Origin of the sequence: Mesorhizobium sp. M0626, assembly GCF_040320665.1 — a bacterium.
Taxonomy (GTDB): domain Bacteria; phylum Pseudomonadota; class Alphaproteobacteria; order Rhizobiales; family Rhizobiaceae; genus Mesorhizobium.
This window is the reverse complement of record NZ_JAMYQD010000009.1, coordinates 164,977-181,027: the sequence shown is the minus strand read 5'-3', so window position 1 is coordinate 181,027 and position 16,051 is coordinate 164,977. Positions and strand designations below refer to the sequence as shown.

At 63.1% G+C, this 16,051-nt stretch carries 15 protein-coding genes and 1 tRNA gene; 2 read left to right on the top strand and 14 right to left on the bottom strand.

The window, feature by feature from the left end; translation table 11 throughout:
* Positions 1-45 precede the first annotated feature (45 nt).
* Entirely contained in the window at positions 46-1,008 is a 963-nt protein-coding gene (locus NKI37_RS13465) for a sugar-binding protein (RefSeq protein ID WP_023684049.1), read from the bottom strand.
* A gap of 582 nt (positions 1,009-1,590) precedes the next feature.
* Between NKI37_RS13465 and NKI37_RS13460 the strand changes: the two genes are divergently transcribed.
* Entirely contained in the window at positions 1,591-2,694 is a 1,104-nt protein-coding gene (locus NKI37_RS13460; RefSeq protein ID WP_352560035.1) for a LacI family DNA-binding transcriptional regulator, read from the top strand.
* Positions 2,695-2,696: 2 nt separating this feature from the next.
* Positions 2,697-3,095: a hypothetical protein gene (locus tag NKI37_RS13455; protein WP_352560037.1), complete on the top strand. Its 399-nt coding sequence runs from the start codon at positions 2,697-2,699 to the stop codon at positions 3,093-3,095.
* Positions 3,096-3,451: 356 nt separating this feature from the next.
* Here NKI37_RS13455 and NKI37_RS13450 read toward each other — a convergent pair whose 3' ends face one another.
* The 13 genes from NKI37_RS13450 to NKI37_RS13390 form a co-directional block, all read right to left on the bottom strand.
* Positions 3,452-4,039 carry a hypothetical protein gene (locus NKI37_RS13450; RefSeq protein ID WP_352794464.1) on the bottom strand — a complete coding sequence of 196 codons (588 nt, stop codon included), beginning with the start codon at positions 4,037-4,039 and terminating at the stop codon, positions 3,452-3,454.
* A gap of 544 nt (positions 4,040-4,583) precedes the next feature.
* The gene (locus tag NKI37_RS13445) at positions 4,584-5,495 is read right to left on the bottom strand and encodes an ABC transporter permease (RefSeq protein ID WP_023727826.1); all 912 of its coding nucleotides are present in this window, start codon (positions 5,493-5,495) and stop codon (positions 4,584-4,586) included.
* A complete protein-coding gene (locus NKI37_RS13440) occupies positions 5,492-6,592 on the bottom strand; it encodes an ABC transporter permease (protein ID WP_352560039.1) in 1,101 nt (366 codons plus the stop codon). The genes NKI37_RS13445 and NKI37_RS13440 overlap by 4 nt, the downstream gene beginning before the upstream one ends.
* Positions 6,589-8,112 carry an ABC transporter ATP-binding protein gene (locus NKI37_RS13435; RefSeq protein WP_352789281.1) on the bottom strand — a complete coding sequence of 508 codons (1,524 nt, stop codon included), beginning with the start codon at positions 8,110-8,112 and terminating at the stop codon, positions 6,589-6,591. The genes NKI37_RS13440 and NKI37_RS13435 overlap by 4 nt, the downstream gene beginning before the upstream one ends.
* Positions 8,113-8,115: 3 nt before the next feature.
* Positions 8,116-9,213, bottom strand: a complete 1,098-nt coding sequence (locus NKI37_RS13430) for a BMP family ABC transporter substrate-binding protein (protein ID WP_196814915.1) — start codon at positions 9,211-9,213, stop codon at positions 8,116-8,118.
* A 26-nt stretch (positions 9,214-9,239) separates the two neighbouring features.
* The gene (locus NKI37_RS13425; RefSeq protein WP_352789278.1) at positions 9,240-10,619 is read right to left on the bottom strand and encodes an amidohydrolase; all 1,380 of its coding nucleotides are present in this window, start codon (positions 10,617-10,619) and stop codon (positions 9,240-9,242) included.
* Between the two features lies 1 nt (position 10,620).
* Complete coding sequence (locus NKI37_RS13420; protein WP_023699368.1) at positions 10,621-11,280, bottom strand: glutathione S-transferase family protein; 660 nt, start codon at positions 11,278-11,280, stop codon at positions 10,621-10,623.
* On the bottom strand, positions 11,277-12,122 hold the full coding sequence (locus NKI37_RS13415) for an aromatic ring-hydroxylating oxygenase subunit alpha (protein WP_023699367.1): 846 nt from the start codon (positions 12,120-12,122) through the stop codon (positions 11,277-11,279). Before NKI37_RS13415 ends, NKI37_RS13420 begins: the two co-directional genes overlap by 4 nt.
* Positions 12,119-12,772, bottom strand: a complete 654-nt coding sequence (locus tag NKI37_RS13410; protein WP_352514440.1) for a Rieske 2Fe-2S domain-containing protein — start codon at positions 12,770-12,772, stop codon at positions 12,119-12,121. Before NKI37_RS13410 ends, NKI37_RS13415 begins: the two co-directional genes overlap by 4 nt.
* Before the next feature lie 157 nt (positions 12,773-12,929).
* The gene (locus NKI37_RS13405; RefSeq protein WP_023822906.1) at positions 12,930-13,163 is read right to left on the bottom strand and encodes an acylphosphatase; all 234 of its coding nucleotides are present in this window, start codon (positions 13,161-13,163) and stop codon (positions 12,930-12,932) included.
* A gap of 297 nt (positions 13,164-13,460) precedes the next feature.
* A tRNA-Arg gene (locus tag NKI37_RS13400) sits at positions 13,461-13,537 on the bottom strand.
* 162 nt (positions 13,538-13,699) lie between these two features.
* Positions 13,700-14,602, bottom strand: coding sequence for a DUF1003 domain-containing protein (locus tag NKI37_RS13395; protein ID WP_023703727.1), 903 nt, complete (start codon positions 14,600-14,602; stop codon positions 13,700-13,702).
* 429 nt (positions 14,603-15,031) lie between these two features.
* The gene (locus tag NKI37_RS13390; protein ID WP_023689149.1) at positions 15,032-16,000 is read right to left on the bottom strand and encodes a D-alanyl-D-alanine carboxypeptidase family protein; all 969 of its coding nucleotides are present in this window, start codon (positions 15,998-16,000) and stop codon (positions 15,032-15,034) included.
* Positions 16,001-16,051 lie beyond the last annotated feature (51 nt).

Below are 16,051 nucleotides of genomic sequence, written 5' to 3'. Positions count from 1 at the left end.
CGCCGGCTCAAGGCGAACCCTGAGCCGGCGCAACTGCTCGTGGTCTCAGTTTCCGGACATCGCCTTCAGATTGGCGGCATAGGCGTCGACATCGTCCTTACCGATGATCTTGGTCGGGATGATGATCAGGCCGCCTTCCGGAATGCCTGATTTGTCGCCCTTGAGATAGGCGGCCATCAGCTTCATGCCCTGATAGGCCCATTCGAAGGGCTGCTGCACGACGGTCGCCGCCACGGTGCCTTCCTTGACGCCGCCCAGCGTGATCGGATCGTCATCGAAGCCGACGACGGTGATCGAGCCGAGCTTGCCGGCGTCGCGCAGCGCTTCATAGATGCGCGGCGTGTTGTAGGAGTAGAAGCCGACCATGCAGGTGATGTCGGGGCTGGCGACCAGCGCGTCCTCGACATTCTTCTTGGCGCGCGCCTGGTCGATGTCGTCGCCGCGCACGTCCACCAGTTCGATCTTGCTGCCGGCGAGGCCGTCCTTCATGCCCTGGATGCGCTCCTTGGCATTGTCGGCGCCGAGCAGGCCGACGAAGCCGAGGCATTTGCCGCCGTCCGGCATCGCCTTCTTGGCGATCTCGGCCGCCTGCTTGCCGGCGTCGACATTGGACGAGCCGATATAGGCGACGCGCTTGGTCTGCGGGGCATCGGAGTCGGTGGTGAACAGCGCCGTTTCCGACGCGATCTTGTTCAGGCCGTCGGTCGAGGTCTTGGGGTCGACGGCCGAGACCATGATGCCCTTGACGCCGGCGGTCACCAGATCGTCCATCAGCCGCTGCTGGATGGCGACCGAGGACTGCTCGGGATATTTGAGTTCGAGATTGTAGTCGGGCAATTCGGCCTGCGCCTTCTTGACGCCGGCTTCGGCGGCCTTCCAGAAATCGGAAGCGCCGTTGACGACGAAGGCCAGCGTCGGTTTGTCGTCGGCGCGCGCAATGGCTGTCGCGGTCAGGCCGAGCAGCAGGGCTGCGGTGGCCACGGATGCATGTCGTATCAAGGATTTCATGTTCAACCTCCCGTTTTGGCTCAGTCGTCGGACTGAACCGATCTTGCATTCACTGACTTGCCGCTCGCGATTTGGACGCCCTCCTCCTCAGGGGTTCCCGGCGCTGAAGAATGGCGTCGTCGGTCGCGATCACGGACTTTAGAGACTCATCCCGTGCTCGTAAATAGTCTGATTTGTCTGACATATCACATGTCCGAGACCAGGCTTGCGGAGGCAAACCCCGCTCGCCATCGGGCCATTCACGTGCACTTCTCGCCGCACGGGGTCCCACCTGACCGGACACGGCGGATTGACGTTACAGCGTCGTTTTGTATTAGTAAACACTATTAGCAGAGGTCTCGCGCGGACACTCGGCGGTGGCCCCTAGTTCTAGTTTGCCCGAACAGGTGCAGCACGGCTTCGCGCAAGCAGATGCCTTGCAGTCCTCGAATTTCACGCGGCCCGAAGCGGCATGGCGGCGAACTTCAAAGCTGCTAATAAAGATAAACGCCTTCGACTATTTCCATTGGTCGACGGCGCGACACCATCTTGTCGGTGTGGCAGGCTTGCGACTAAACAGGCTGGGGATTGGGACGCAGTACCATGAGCGAGACGAGGGATCCGGACGACACGGCGAAGCGGCGCAAGGCGCCGGCGAGAGCCGCCAAGGGCGGCCGCGTCACCATGACCGACATCGCCAGGGCAGCCGGTTGCTCGCAGGCGACCGTCTCTTTCGTGCTCAACGATTCGCCCGGCATCCGGCTGTCGCAGCAGACGCGCGAGCGGGTGATCGACGCCGCGCGTGCGCTCGGCTACGCAGCACCCGCCTTCTCGGCGCTGCGCAAACCTGTTCCCGCCTTCGATGGACTTGACGGTGTCATCGGTTTCGCTGTCGACCAGCTGGCGACAAGCCCGGAAGCCGTTGTCGCCATCGAGGGCGCGCGCCAGGCGTCGTGGAACGCCGGCAATGTGTTGCTCGTGGCGCAGACGATGAGCGACGCCGTCATGGAGCCGCGCGCCATTGCGGCGCTCACCAGGCGCGGCATCTCGGCGCTGATCTACATGACCATCTTCACCCGCGAGATCACGGCGCCGGACTTCCTCTACGGCCTCGACATCCCGGTCATCCTGCTCAACTGCTACACGGCCGATTATGCCTTCGCGGCCGTGGTGCCGTCCGAGATCGCCGGCGGCCAGAACTCGACCCGGCATCTGATCGGCCACGGCCACCGCCGCATCGCCACCATCACCGGCGAGCCGTGGATGCAGGCCGCGCAGGACCGGCTGAAAGGCTACCGCAGGGCGCTCGCCACCGCCGACATCCCGTTCGATCCCGAACTGGTGGTCGAGGGCGACTGGTCGGCGAGCGCCGGCTATGCCGCGACCGTGAAGCTTTTGGCGCTGAAAGAGCGCCCGACCGCCATCTTCTGCCAGAACGACCGCACGGCCATCGGCTGCTACGAAGCGCTGAAGGAGGCGGGCCTGCACATCCCGCAGGACATCTCCGTCGTCGGCTATGACGACGAGGAGATCGCCCGCCATCTGTTCCCGCCGCTGACGACATCGATCCTGCCGCACATGGCGATGGGCCAATGGGCGATCGAACAGCTCGAAGTGCCGCCGCCTGCCGGCCGCGGCCGCTATCCCATCACCAAGCTGGAATGCCCGCTGGTGCAGCGGGATTCGGTGGCAGCGGTGGCTGGATAAAGTTGAACCAGCCCATCCCGATGCAAATCGGGATGGGTCTGTTTGGTGTTTGCGCCTCAGGGCAGGGTCTATCCGGGAACGTGCCGCGGTTAGAACCGCAAGACGACAAAGGAGCGCCTGCGATAGCAGCGCCGGCGCAACCGGCCATGCCGCCAGAACGTGCGGCAGTGCCGTCTCCAGACATGCCGCCTGTGGTGGCGACGATGGTGCCATCGCCGATGCGATATCTGCTCGACATCGCCCGGGCCTTCGTCGTCATCAAACGAATTGGCATCCTGCTTGTCGATTTCATCGAGAATGCCGTTACCGACATTGGGAACCCCGGCCACGGCCTCGAGAGGCCGAACCGCGGTAGCAAGCGCCGCGGCCCCCGCAACGCCGAACAATGCTGTCAAGAATGATCGCCGATCCATCAAAACCTCCATCAGCAAGACAAGGCTAACATGACGAGCCTAACACAAAGCAGCTAGAGCGGGCGATACAAAAGGCCAGAGGCGAATCTTCGAGCCGGCCCAAACGGGTGACCGGACGGACGGCAGAGGTCAGATTAAGGCCGCAACCGGGCGGCGCTTCCTTCGGCTCGGCGACCAAGCCATGCGGAATGCCGCCGATGAAAGCGCACAGCCTGAGCGGTTCCGCCTTTCCGCGAAACGCTGAACCGCTCGGCAAAGCTCTCTCCCTAAGAATGCCCGCCACCTTGCGGCATTGGGGCTGGCTGAGAGACTGACGCCCCACGGCAGATGCGATGTTGCGGTACTCAGCGCCGCGCCAATATCCGGCAGAGCTCCTTCAGGTCCCGGTCGTAGGTGCCCTTGCCGCTGAGCACGCTGGCGCAGCGTTTCTTCATCTTGGCGATCTGGCCGGCCGACATGGCGCTGATGGCAACCACCGCCGGTCGCGTCGGCACCGCCGGCGTGTTGGGATCCCTAGGGCTGGTGGACGTTGTCTGTGTGCCAATGCCGACGCCGACCCCGGCCGTCACTCCACTGCCCACCCCGACCCCGGCGCCGACCCCGACACTGCTGCCGACGGTTGCGCCGACCCCGACCCCGACGCCCGTGCAGACCGATACGCCGGCGCCGGCGGTAACGCCGCTGCCAACCGAGGCGCCGACACTGGCGGTGGTGCCGCTGGTGCCTCCGACCGTCGCTCCGGCATTGACGCCCTTGCTCCCGCCGACCGAGACACCGACGCCAAGCCCGCCGCCACTGCCGCCGACCGAAACACCCACCCCACCGCTGCCGCCGATGCCCACACTGAGCCCGCCCGCGCCAGCCGGAAAGCACAAAGCCACGGTAACCGCGCCGCCGGCCAAGACCTTTGTTAAACTTTTAAAGAAATCCATAACGCCGCTCCCTGTGTTGGTTGCCTGGACGCAGGTTGAACAGCATCCGTTACCAATATGATTACGCGAGTGTAGCGTTTTTAGTTTCTGCAAGAATAGGTAGTATTGGAAATCGTTGTTATGGCTTCTTGCGGAGACCGGAATATATATTTTGGAATTGGCGGAAAAAATCGAGGATTTGCGGTTAGACTCGGAACCTTAGACAGGCAGGACGAGTGCTCGCATGCGGGAATTTACCGGGCGCATGCCTCAGGCCATCTTGCGAAGCCGCTTCCCTAGGCTGCGGTGGAGGATGGACCCTCGAGAATGGGCTCGTGCTGAGGAAACGGGACGATCCAAGAACCCGCGACGATCTCCACCGGTGTCGGGCGCGTTGAGCGCCACATCGTTCCCCTGCTCGCAGTCGACGGCGTCAGCGCTACCCTCGCGGAAATACCTTCGCCCCGTTTGGCGTTTCTGCCCTTTGGATCGGATGCCGATCGTCCGCTGGCGTTTCGATCTCTTCAACTTACGTCGAGTTTCGCAAATCCGCTTTGCATCCCGGCTAACGTTCGAAGGGTTCGCCAAGCGAGGCGACACCGTTCAGCCTGAGCAAGCGGCGGTCCGCCGAGATGACACCGAGCACGACGATCGTAACGAGATAGGGAAGGCTGGAAAGCAGTTGCGATGGCAAGTCCAGACCGGTCGCCTGGGCGGCGAGGCTCATCAGCGAAACCGCGCCGAAGAGGCAGGCACCCAGGAAGATGCGGCCAGCGAGCCACGTACCAAAGACAACCAGTGCGATCGCGATCCAGCCACGTCCGGCAATCATACCGTCCGCCCAAAGGGGCGTGTACACCGCCGCCGCATAGGCGCCGGCAAAACCCGCCATCATGCCACCAAAAGCTATGGCCGCGACACGGATAGCGATGACCGGATAGCCGATGGCGTGGGCTGCCTTGGGATTCTCGCCGATTGCCCTCACGACAAGGCCGGCTCTCGTATAGGCAAACATCGCCCAGATCGCAAACGTCACGGCAAGGGAAAGCCATACGACGACGTCCTGGACAAACAGCCTGCCGACTACCGGGATTTCCGAGAGGCCGGGAAAGGCAAGTTTCGGGAGCCCCTTGACCGTCAAGCTCTCGTAGCTTTTGCCGAACAGCGCCGAAAGGCCTTGGCCGAGAATGCCGATCGCAAGGCCTGTCGCGACCTGGTTTGCCCGGAATCCGAGTGCCAGCACTGCAAAGACGAGGGACAGGACGGCGCTACCGAGGCCGGCGGCAACGAACCCCAGCAGGTGTCCACCGCCGTGGTAGACGACGATGAACGCGAGCACCGCGCCGAGGGCCATCAGGCCCTCTACGCCGAGGTTAAGAACACCGGCGCGCTCGACCACCAACTCGCCGAGCGCGGCAAGGAGAAAGGGGGTTGCCGCTGCGAGCATGCCCGAAATAATGAACTCGACGGCGTTCATGGCGGGCTCAGGTGATGGGGTCGGCGCCACTCGATGCGGTAGCGCACGAAGGCCACAGCGCCGAGATAGGCGAGCAGCAAGCTGCCTTGGAAGACGCGGACGGCGGCGATCGGCAGGTTTGCCGACACCATCGCATTGTCGCCGCCGATATAGAGGACAGCCATGAAGAGCGCGGAAAAGATGATGCCGACTGGATGCAACCCGCCGAGATAGGCGACAATGATGGCCGCATATCCGTAGCCGGTCGAGATCGAGCGCTGCAACTGGCCGAGCGGACCCGCGACCTCCGCCGCGCCTGCCAGTCCCGCCGCCAAGCCACCGATCAGAAGCGATAGCCAAATCGCACGCCCTTCGCTGAAGCCGGCGTAACCGGCCGCGCGCGGGGCAAGGCCGCCGACCTTGAGCTTATACCCCATGAAGCTTCGCTGCATGAAAACCCAGGCCACCAGCGAGAGCGCAAGTGTGATGAGCAGCGAGACGTTGACACGGGTACCGGTGATCAGGGTCGGCACCATCGCGTCGTTCTGAAACATGACGGATTGTGGGAAATTGAAGCCGGCCGGGTCCTTCCATGGGCCGAGCAGCAAGTAGTTGAGGACTTGCGCCGCAACGAGGCTCAGCATCAGAGAGACCAGGATCTCGTTCGCATTGAGCCTGACGCGCCAGAAGGCGGTGATAGATGCCCAAAGTGCACCGCCGAGGGCACCGAGAAGCAGCATCAGCGGCCAGATCCACTGCCCGGTCGCCTGCGGAAACCAGACGGGGATCGCCGAGGCGAAAATAGCGCCCAGGATAAACTGGCCCTCCGCGCCGATGTTGAACACTTTTGCGCGGAAACCGATCGCCAGCCCCTGAGCAATGAGGAGAAGAGGCCCCGCCTTCAGCAGCACCTCCGCGAACGATGCCCAGGAGAGGAACGGCTCGAGAAGCATCGCGTACAGGACGGCCGCCGGATCTCGGCCTATCAGCACATAAAGGCCCAGATTGAGGATGATCGCCATGCCAAGCGCGACAGCCGGGGCCAGCATGGCCGCGACGAGCGAGGCATGCTCCCGGCGGACGAGCGCGGGGAGGAACGGCGCGGCACGAACGCTCATGCAGGAACCTTCTCTGGCGAGGCATGTGCTCCGATCATGTATCTGCCGATGTCTTCGGGGCGCGCGTCCCGCGTGACCAGAGGCGGACTCAGCATTCCATGATGGAGCACCTGGATGAAATCGCAGAGTTCGAAAAGTTCCTCGAGTTCCTCGGAAATTACGAGGATCGCCACGCCCAGGTTGCGCAACGCGATGAGCCGCCTTCTGATGGCGGATGCAGCGCCAATGTCTACACCCCAGGTCGGTTGCGCCACGAAAAGCAGTTTTGGCGACAGCATCATCTCGCGACCGACGATGAATTTCTGCAAGTTGCCGCCGGACAGCGAGCCCGCTTCGGCATCCGGGCCGGAGGCGCGGACGTCGTACTGACGGATGCATTCGCTGGCGAAAGCCGTCGCTGCGGCGCTGTTGATGAGGCCGCGCCTCACGAGATCGAAAGGATGGGCGGTAAGAACGGTGTTGAGCACGAGCGACATTTCAGGGACCGCGCCGCGTCCCAGCCGGTCTTCGGGCACGAAGGCGAAGCCAAATCTCCTGCGCGCGGCCGCATCGAGTGTGCCTACGTCGCGGCCCATCATGTAGATCCGGTCGCGTTGTTCCTTCGGCAGCATCGCTTCGCCCGAGATGAGTGCGGCAAGTTCGCCTTGGCCATTGCCCGATATTCCGGCTATGCCAAGGATCTCGCCTGATCGTACCGTGAGGCTGATGCCGGAGAGCGGCGTGGCAAAGGGGTCGTCCGGCGTGTAGTCCATGCCGATTATTTCCAGCCGCTTCTCCCCCTCGGGCATGGCCAACGCGGGCATCACCTCCGGCATGTCGCGGCCGATCATCATGCGGGCGAGGTCGTGCGCATCATAGTCGCGCGGGTCGACGGTGCCGATAACGCGCCCTCCACGCAAGACCGTCGCCTGGTCACAGATCGTGCGAATTTCCTCCAGTTTGTGGGAGATGAACAGGATGGACACGCCGCGGTCGCGAAGGCGCCTGAGCGTGTCGAACAGCTTCTTCACCGCCTGCGGCGGCAAGACCGAGGTCGGCTCGTCGAGAATGAGCAGCTTCGGGTCCGTCATCAGGCAGCGGATGATCTCCACCCGCTGCCGTTCGCCGACCGAGAGCGCGTGCACATCGGCGAGAGGATCTACTTCAAGGCCAAAATCCTGGCCGAGGCTGCGGATGCGCCCCGCCAGCTCCGCCTTGCCGCCGGGGACGACGAGCTGGATGTTCTCGACGACAGTCAGCGTCTCGAACAGCGAGAAATGCTGAAAGACCATGCCGATGCCCCTGCGCCGTGCCTCAGCCGGCGAGGCAAGGCGCAGAGGCTCTCCGTTCCAGACGACGGTGCCTTCGTCCGGCTGTTCAACGCCATAGATGAGCTTCATCAGCGTCGATTTGCCCGCCCCATTCTCCCCGAGAATCGCATGGATCGATTGGGGCGCCACGTCCAGATCGATGGCTTGGTTGGCCCGGATCTGGCCGTAGCTCTTCGAGATGCCGCGGAGCGACAGAAGGGGCGGGGTCATGACTTACTTCGGCAGTGGTGTGGTGACACCCTTGACGTGCCAGTCCATCGCGACGATCTCGGGATCCGCTATCGTCGCACCGGCGGCGGCGGCTTCGCTGCCGTCGGCCTTGGTGATTGGACCTGTGAAGGGCGAGAAGCTGCCGTCGGCGATCTTCGCCGCCACTTCCTTGATCTTCGTCATCGTGTCGGCTGGGATATCTGAGTTCCAGTCCACGACCTCCACCACCTTTTCCGCGACGCCGAGGAAGGTGTTGGCGCCCTTGAAAGTTCCGGCGAGATGGGCATCCACGGAAGCCTTGAAGAAGGGCGACCAGTCCGTCGCGATGCAGCCGAGATATTTCTTCGGTGCATATTTCTTCATCGACGAATTGAGGTTGAACGCATAGACGCCAGCCTCCTCGCAGGCCGAGATCACGGAGGGTGTGTCCTGCGCGTTCGAGAAGATCACGTCGCAGTTCTGTGCCATCAGCGCCTTGGCGGCTTCCTGTTCCTTGGCCGGGTCGAACCAGGAGTTCACCCAGACGACCGATACCTCGATATCGGGATTTACAGTCTGTGCGCCGAGCGTGAATGCGTTGATCGAGGTGATCAGCTCCGGAATGGCGAAGGCCGAGACGGAGCCGACCTTGCCGGTCTTGGAAAGAGCCGCGGCGGCTATGCCGAGCAGGTAAGTGCCCTGGAAATACTTCGCCGCGAAGGGCGAGAAATTCGGCGCGGTCTGGAAGCCGGAGGCATGCAGCACGGTGACCCCAGGATCGCGGCGGGCGATCTGTAGTGCACCATTCTGGTAGCCGAATGAGCCGGCGATCAGGAACTTGTTACCGTCGGCGACGGTCTTGTTCATGATCCGGTCGGCGTCCGGCCCTTCGGCGATGTTCTCGATGACGGTGATCTTCACCTTGTCGCCGTACGCGGCCTTGACCGGCTCGAGCCCGGCGGCGAGCGCATGGCCCCAGCCGACATCGCCGACCGGCGACGGGAGCACGAGCGTGATACCGAGCGGCTCGTCGGCCGCAAAGGCGGGACGGCTGCCAAGCGCGCCGGCAAGCCCTGTCGCGGCAAGGCCCTTCATCAGAGTTCTGCGGGTCAGATAGTTCAGCATGTCAGTTCCCCTGTCTTAAGTTGTTAGAATTCCACCGCGGCAAAAGCAGCTTCCGCGTCCGCAGCAAGCCGGGCCTCGTTCAGCCCGGTAAACGCACCCTTCTCCCAGACGATGCGGCCGTTGATCATGGTCATGTCGGTGGGCATGCCGATGCCCACCTTGGCGATCAGGCTCAATGGATCGTGGCGCGTGCCGACATAATCCATGCGGCGCGTGTCGATCGCGAAGAGGTCGGCGGCCATGCCGGGCGACAGTCGGCCGATGTCATTGCGGCCCAGAAGCGCGGCCCCGCCCGTTGTCGCATAGCCGAGGAAATCGGCCGGCGCAGGCACGGGATGAGCGCGCGTCGAGGCCGCCAGGCATTGCAGCATGTAGGCGGAATGGATGCAGTGCATGAGGTTGGAATTGTCGTTCGAGGCAGCACCGTCGCAGCCGAGACCGACGCGCAGGCCAAAGGCGGACATGGCGGGAATATCAGTCACCTCCGCGCCCACCAGATAGACCGGCTCAGGGCAATGCGAGACACCGGTGCCGCTCGCCGCCATCAGCCGCAGTTCGTCATGCGTCAGCTCCCAGCAATGGGCATAGAAAGTGTCTCGGCCGGCAAATCCGAGGTCCTCGAGATAGTCCACCGTACGCATGCCATGGCGGGCCTCGATGATCGGGCTTTCGCCCTCGCCGACATGGGTGTGCATCCGCACCCCGCGATCACGCGCCAGCGAAACCGATTCCACGAAGGTCTCGCGGTAGCAGTTGACCGGCTGGCAGGGAGCGACCACGACCTGACGCATGCTGAAGGGACTGGTGTCGTGATAAGTGTCGATGAGGCGTGCGCAGTCGGCAATGAATTCGTCCGTGGTCTCCAGCATCTCGTCTGGAATGGTCGAGCCTTCCGATTTTGGCAGCGTGTTGCCGCCGCGGCCGGCATGGAAACGCATGCCGAGAAGATCGGCCGCTTCGAACTGCCGGTCGATGAGCCGTTTTCCGGCATGGCGCGGAAAATTGTACTGGTGGTCGAAGGCCGTCGTGCAACCGTGCTTTATCATCTCTGCCATCGCCGTGATCGAGGCGTGGTAGAAACAATCCTCGTTGAGCCGGGAGAAGATCGGATAGATCCGGTCGAGCCATTCGATGACCGACAGCTTCGTCCAGTCGAGTTCGGCACGGTTGCGCACAAAGCACTGAAAGAAGTGATGGTGCGTGTTGACGAGGCCGGGATAGACGAACCAGCCGTCGGCGTCCTGCACGATAGTACCGGCCGGCAACTCGCTTCTGTGCAGGCCTTGCCCGATTGCCTCGATCTGCGGGCCATTCGTCAGCACATCGACATTGCGCCGGACGCTCGGACCCCTGCCCTCGTCGGTGATGACCGCTGCGCAATTCTTCAGGAGATAGCCGGTCACCTCACGCCTCGTCCAGCATGGGTCGCGGTTCGGGCTTCAACTCGTGCAGCCGGTGGATACCGGGCATTTCGATGAAATTGTCGAGGCTGCGGAGCGCTCGCGACCAGAGCCGGATCGTGGGATACGGATCGAGGGAAACGCCGCCGTCGGGCGCGAGCGCGACGTAGGGAAAGCAAGCAATGTCGGCAATCGTCGGCCGGTCGGATGCGAGAAACCGATCGCCACGCATTTTTTGTTCGAAGAGGCCGGCTTCCAGCTCACGTAGTGCCGCTATGCCATTGGCCTGAAGCGCACCGATGTCACCGGGACGCAGCAGCATCTCATGCAGGCGCGCGCCGCCGAGGTTGGCGGTCAGCCTGTGCGAGAAGGAAAGCCATTGCTGGATGCGCGCCGTCTCCTCGGGGGCGCCGCTGCCGAGCCAGGCCGGTGCTGCCTTCGCGGCGAGATAGCCAAGCATGGCGGAAGACTCGGTCAGGATCAGGTCGCCGTCTTCAAGGATCGGGATGGAGCCTCCCGGATTAAGCGCCATAAGCTCGGGGCCACGATGCTCGGCGCCGGGATGGAAGTCGACCGGGCGGATTTCGAGCTTCACACCTGACAGCGTCGCCATCAGGCGCACCTTGTAGCAACTTGGGGAGAGGATGTAGTCGTAAAGCTTCATTGTGCCACCAATTGCGCGCCGTAGGTATAATTGTGGCGCTTCAGCCAGCGGCGATAGGCGACCGAGGTCAGGTCGGCGCGCGTCGGGATTTCCATGCCGGGATCGAGCGGCAAAAGACGCGGGATCTGGTTTTCGAGGATCGAGCGGTCCTGCAGGAAAATCGTCTGCTGGAAATGGATGAGGTCGGTCTGTGGCGTCTCGTCATCAAAAAGCGCCATCCACGGCCAGACGTCGCAGAGATCCTCGGCAAGCGGCTGGACGAATAGCGCAATCACATCCCATTCGCCCGGGCGCGGCGGGCAGGTCTTGTAGAGGACTGAGCAGGTCGGAGCCGGCACGCGGTACATGTATTCCGTCGTGATACCTCCGCTCGCGGATTTCGCCGCCTGCGGCTGGTAGAACTTCACCTGGGTCGCCCAGACCTCATCCTCTTCCTCGCGGATATCGACCTTGTAGTTTTCGACCTCGGTATGTGGCTCCGAGCCGAGGATGTCGGTATGGACGAAGGGGAAGTGTGCGATGTCGAGGAAGTTCTCGACGGCACGGAGCGGCGAGCAGCGCACCCGCACCACGCCGACATCGACGAAGCGGCGCCCGGGCTGGTCTGCCTCGGGAATCGGAAAGACCGGTTTCTTCGGTTCGCCGAGCGACGACCAGATATGGCCATAGCGCACCGAAACCGGCAGCACGCGCCCGTTTTCGCCTGTCACTTTCGCCGCGCCATTGGCGTCGAGCGCAACCTTGATCCGCTCGTCCATCAGGGTGGTCTCGCGCCCATAGCGGTCGAGCCGGCTGAAAAGCCCGACCGGATACCATTCGTCGCGCATCGCATCGTCGATCATGGCACAGCCCCTTTCGCCTCGATCCCTTCGGCCATGCGCCGAAGGCTCTCGGCGGCTCGCGAGGCGGCGATGCGCTCGGACGCATCGCAATCGGCTGGAACAAGGACGTGGATCAGCGTCTCGCCGGCTTCCTGCGGGATAGGCAGCAGGCGAATTGCCGGCGCGCCGGGTGCCTGCCAGACGTATCCTTCAACGGTGGCCTTCGTACCGGCAGCGACCGAGAGCGCCGAATGTCCGGCACGGGCCGTCAATGAACGGAGCGGCACGTAACCCTCAAAAAGGGGTGGGTTGCCATCAGGCTCTCCATCAGCGACCCAGATGATCCCGCCGGCCTCTTCGACCAACCGGGTCGCAACGCGAATCGTCTCCGGCGGCGTGAGGCTGGGATGGGCAGGAATGCGCAGGCACTGACCGGCCTGCGAATAGGTCCAGCCGTGATAGATGCAGGAGAGCGCCTCGCCGCGCACGAAGCCATGGGAGAGGCGCATGCCGCGATGCGGACAGCGATCGGCCGATGCCGCCAAGCGCCCCGATTGGCTTCGCCAGAGGGCAATGGGACCGGCGGGCGTCCGCGCCGGCATTACCTGTCCTGTTGGCAGATCCTGGGAAAGGGCGACCGGCACCCAGGTGTCCGTCTTGTCGGACAGCATGACCTTACTTTCCGTACTGATACTACTGTTTCCCGACCAGAGAGATGCCGGCGCAAGGAGTTGGCGAACCGCTCGATGCGGCTGACGTATGCATAATTATTTCGCAATTGCAATATTGATTAAATTAAGTGCAAACGGAGGGTAACCACACGCAAAGCTATATGTTTTTTTGCTCGACAGGCGCGCGGTCGACCGTCTCGACCCAGACTTCAATGGGCCCAAGCGAACATCCCATCTCCATCATGTCGATCAGTTCCGCCGCACCGGCAATATCGAGTTCGATGCGATCGGTGCTTGCATGAGCGATGTGGTGCGCGAGACCGAGCTTGGCCGCATGGCGCATGATCCAGGGCAGGAAGGACGCGGGTTCGAGGTGGCCGCGAATGGTCATCCGCTCATGCAAGCGGTGTTGACTTTGCTTCATCACGAACGGAACGCGCGCCTTGGTGTCATGGTCGGCAGCATAGCGTCTGACTGAACGGGCGGAAGTGGTAATCGACGCGCCATGACGCCGAATATGGACTGATCGCCCATGCCTACACCGGGCACTCATGCATGTCGCCCAGAAGTGAGCCGCGGTTCTGGGACAACGACATGCATTAAAACAAAGACTTCAAGCGGGTCGCATGGATCCGTTCAGCGTGACGCGCTTTAGGGTTATCTGAGCTATTGTAATACATGGGTAGATTGGCGCACCCGACAGGATTCGAACCTGTGACCTCTGCCTTCGGAGGGCAGCGCTCTATCCAGCTGAGCTACGGGTGCCTTCAAGGAACCTGAAAACGAACCAGCCGATAGGCCGGCCAGCCACGGCTTCTTAGCGGAAGCCGCGCCGGGCTTCAACGGGCAATTGGCGTGGCGATATTTTCGAAGCCACGTCGCGCGGCTTGGCAACTTCGCGTCCGCCCTGCAGCCTCAGCCCGGGACTCACCCCGCCACCTCCACCTTCGCCACCCGCCTGCGCACCCTGCGCGGCGCCCGCTTCGCCTTCTTCGCGCCGGTCAGTTCGTGCATCGCATCCAGCTGCATCTGCTGCATTTCGGCCAGCCGCGTCCATTGGCGCGAGATCAGATAGTCGAGCTTTTCGTGCAAATGGCGCACTTCCAGCTCGGCTTTCAGGTTCACCCGGTAGTCGTTGAACGAGCGCAGGCGGTCCTTGGCCTCCGTCCGTCTCTGGCTCATCATGATGATCGGCGCCTGGATGGCGGCGATACAGGAGAGCAGCAGGTTGAGCAGGATGAAGGGGTAGGGGTCGAAGGCGCTGCTCACGCCCGCGATCAAATTGATGCCGATCCACACCGCAAGCACGCTGCCGAACGAGATCAGGAACCACCAGCTGCCGCCGAAAGCCGCCATGTTGTCGGAGACGCGGTCGGCGAACGAGCGGTGCTCCTCGAACTCCTCTTCCGAGTTTTCCGAAATCGTGTCCTGCCTGGCGATCGATTCGACCACCTGGCGGTCGAGCTCGGAGAATTCGCCATGCTCCTGCTGCAGCAGCTCCTCCATGTAGCGCATGCGGTAACGGCCGAGCTCCTCCCGGCTGATGCGGGCGCCGCGCGGCAGGTCGGGATGATCGGAGCGGATGCGGTCGGCCAGGCTCGGCCTGAGGTCGTCGATGCGCACCAGGTCACGCTTGCGAAACTTTCTACCTGATATCGCCGACGGTTTTCGCTTCGGCTTCAGGCGGCCATGGGGTTCGGAGTCCGGCACATCGGGCGCTTCCAGCGCCTCGTCGGCAACCAGTTCGGCGTCGTGGGCGGGCGGCGCCTCGAAATACTCGCCGCCGCTGTCGTTTTCATTGTCGGCCTGTTCGGATGGTTTTGGGCTCATGATGCCGGCTCCTGCTGTCGCGCCCACGATACGCCAAGGCGAGGCGGCATAGCCACTGTGGCGGTGAAGATTGGGGGCTTGTGCATGCTTGTGATGAATGCCTGCTGCAATTGCCCGTGGCAGCGCAGCCCCCCGGGGCCTCGCTCGCCTGCTGCTCGGCAATCAGACCGCCGAAGTGCTGTTGCCGACGGAGGTCGCGCCTGCTGCAGAGTTAAGATGAGGCAGCGATCCTTCACGACCCCCCTCTGTCCTGCCGGACATCTCCCCCTCAAGGGGGGAGATCAGATGTCGCCATGGCTTCGCCAAACACGAAAAAGAGGCGAGACGCCGAAGCTGCTAATCTCCCCACTTGAGGGGGAGATGGCCGGCAGGCCAGAGGGGGGTGCTGTCCCGCCGGCGTTTCAGAGTTCCTCCACCCAACGACGGGTTCTATTGCGGCGGTAAACCAGGCAACTGCGACCCCTGCGCCGGCAAACCAGGCGGCGGCAGGCCGGGCGACGCGGCCGGCTGATCTCCCGCAAACATCAGCCGCGTCTTCGTATCGGCCATGGCGGGCGACAGACTGCGCTGGATCAGCGCTTCGACATGGTCGTTGCGCTGCCTAGCGCTGTCGGCGCCCATCACCACCACGATCAGATGCCGGCCGTCGGCATTGTAGGACGTGACGATATTGTAACCGGATGCCCTGATATAGCCGGTCTTGATGCCGTCGACGCCGCGCACCCGGCCGAGCATGTCGTTGTGGCCGCGCACCAGCCGGCCGCGGAACATGAAGTCGCTTTCGGAGAAATAGTGGAACTGCTGCGGGAAGCGGGCGCGCAGCGCCATCCCCAGCGTCGCCATGTCGCGCGCCGATGTGTGCTGGCCATCGTCGGGCAGGCCGGAGGCATTGCGGAAGACGGTGCTGCTCATGCCGATCTGGCGCGCCTTGGACGTCATCATGGCGGCGAACTGGTCCTCCGAGCCGCCGAGATATTCGCCCACCGCCACCGCCACGTCATTGGCCGACTTGACCACGATCGCCCGGATCGCCGAATCGACATCGATGCTCTCGCCGCGCTTGAAGCGCAATTTGGTCGGCGGCTGCCGGGCGGCATTGTCGGAGACCGGAATCTGCGTTTCCTTCGAGACGCGGCCGGACTCCAGCGCCTCGAACAGCAGGTACAGCGTCATCATCTTGGTCAGCGACGCCGGATAGCGTTGCGCCCTCGAACTGACTTCGAACAGCGTCTTGCCACTGCCGGCATCGACGACGATGGCCGCATATTTCTCCTGCGGCGCCGGCACCGCCAGCACGCTGTCGGGCGGTGCGGTGGTGCTGCAGCCGGCCACGAAGACAAGCAGCAGGAGGGCTGCGAGAAATTTCTGGGCGGGGGAGGGGAAATGGAAATTTGGCAAGTCAAGTCCGGCGTTGCTGAGAGGGCCGGAACCTAGCCTAACCCATTTTGT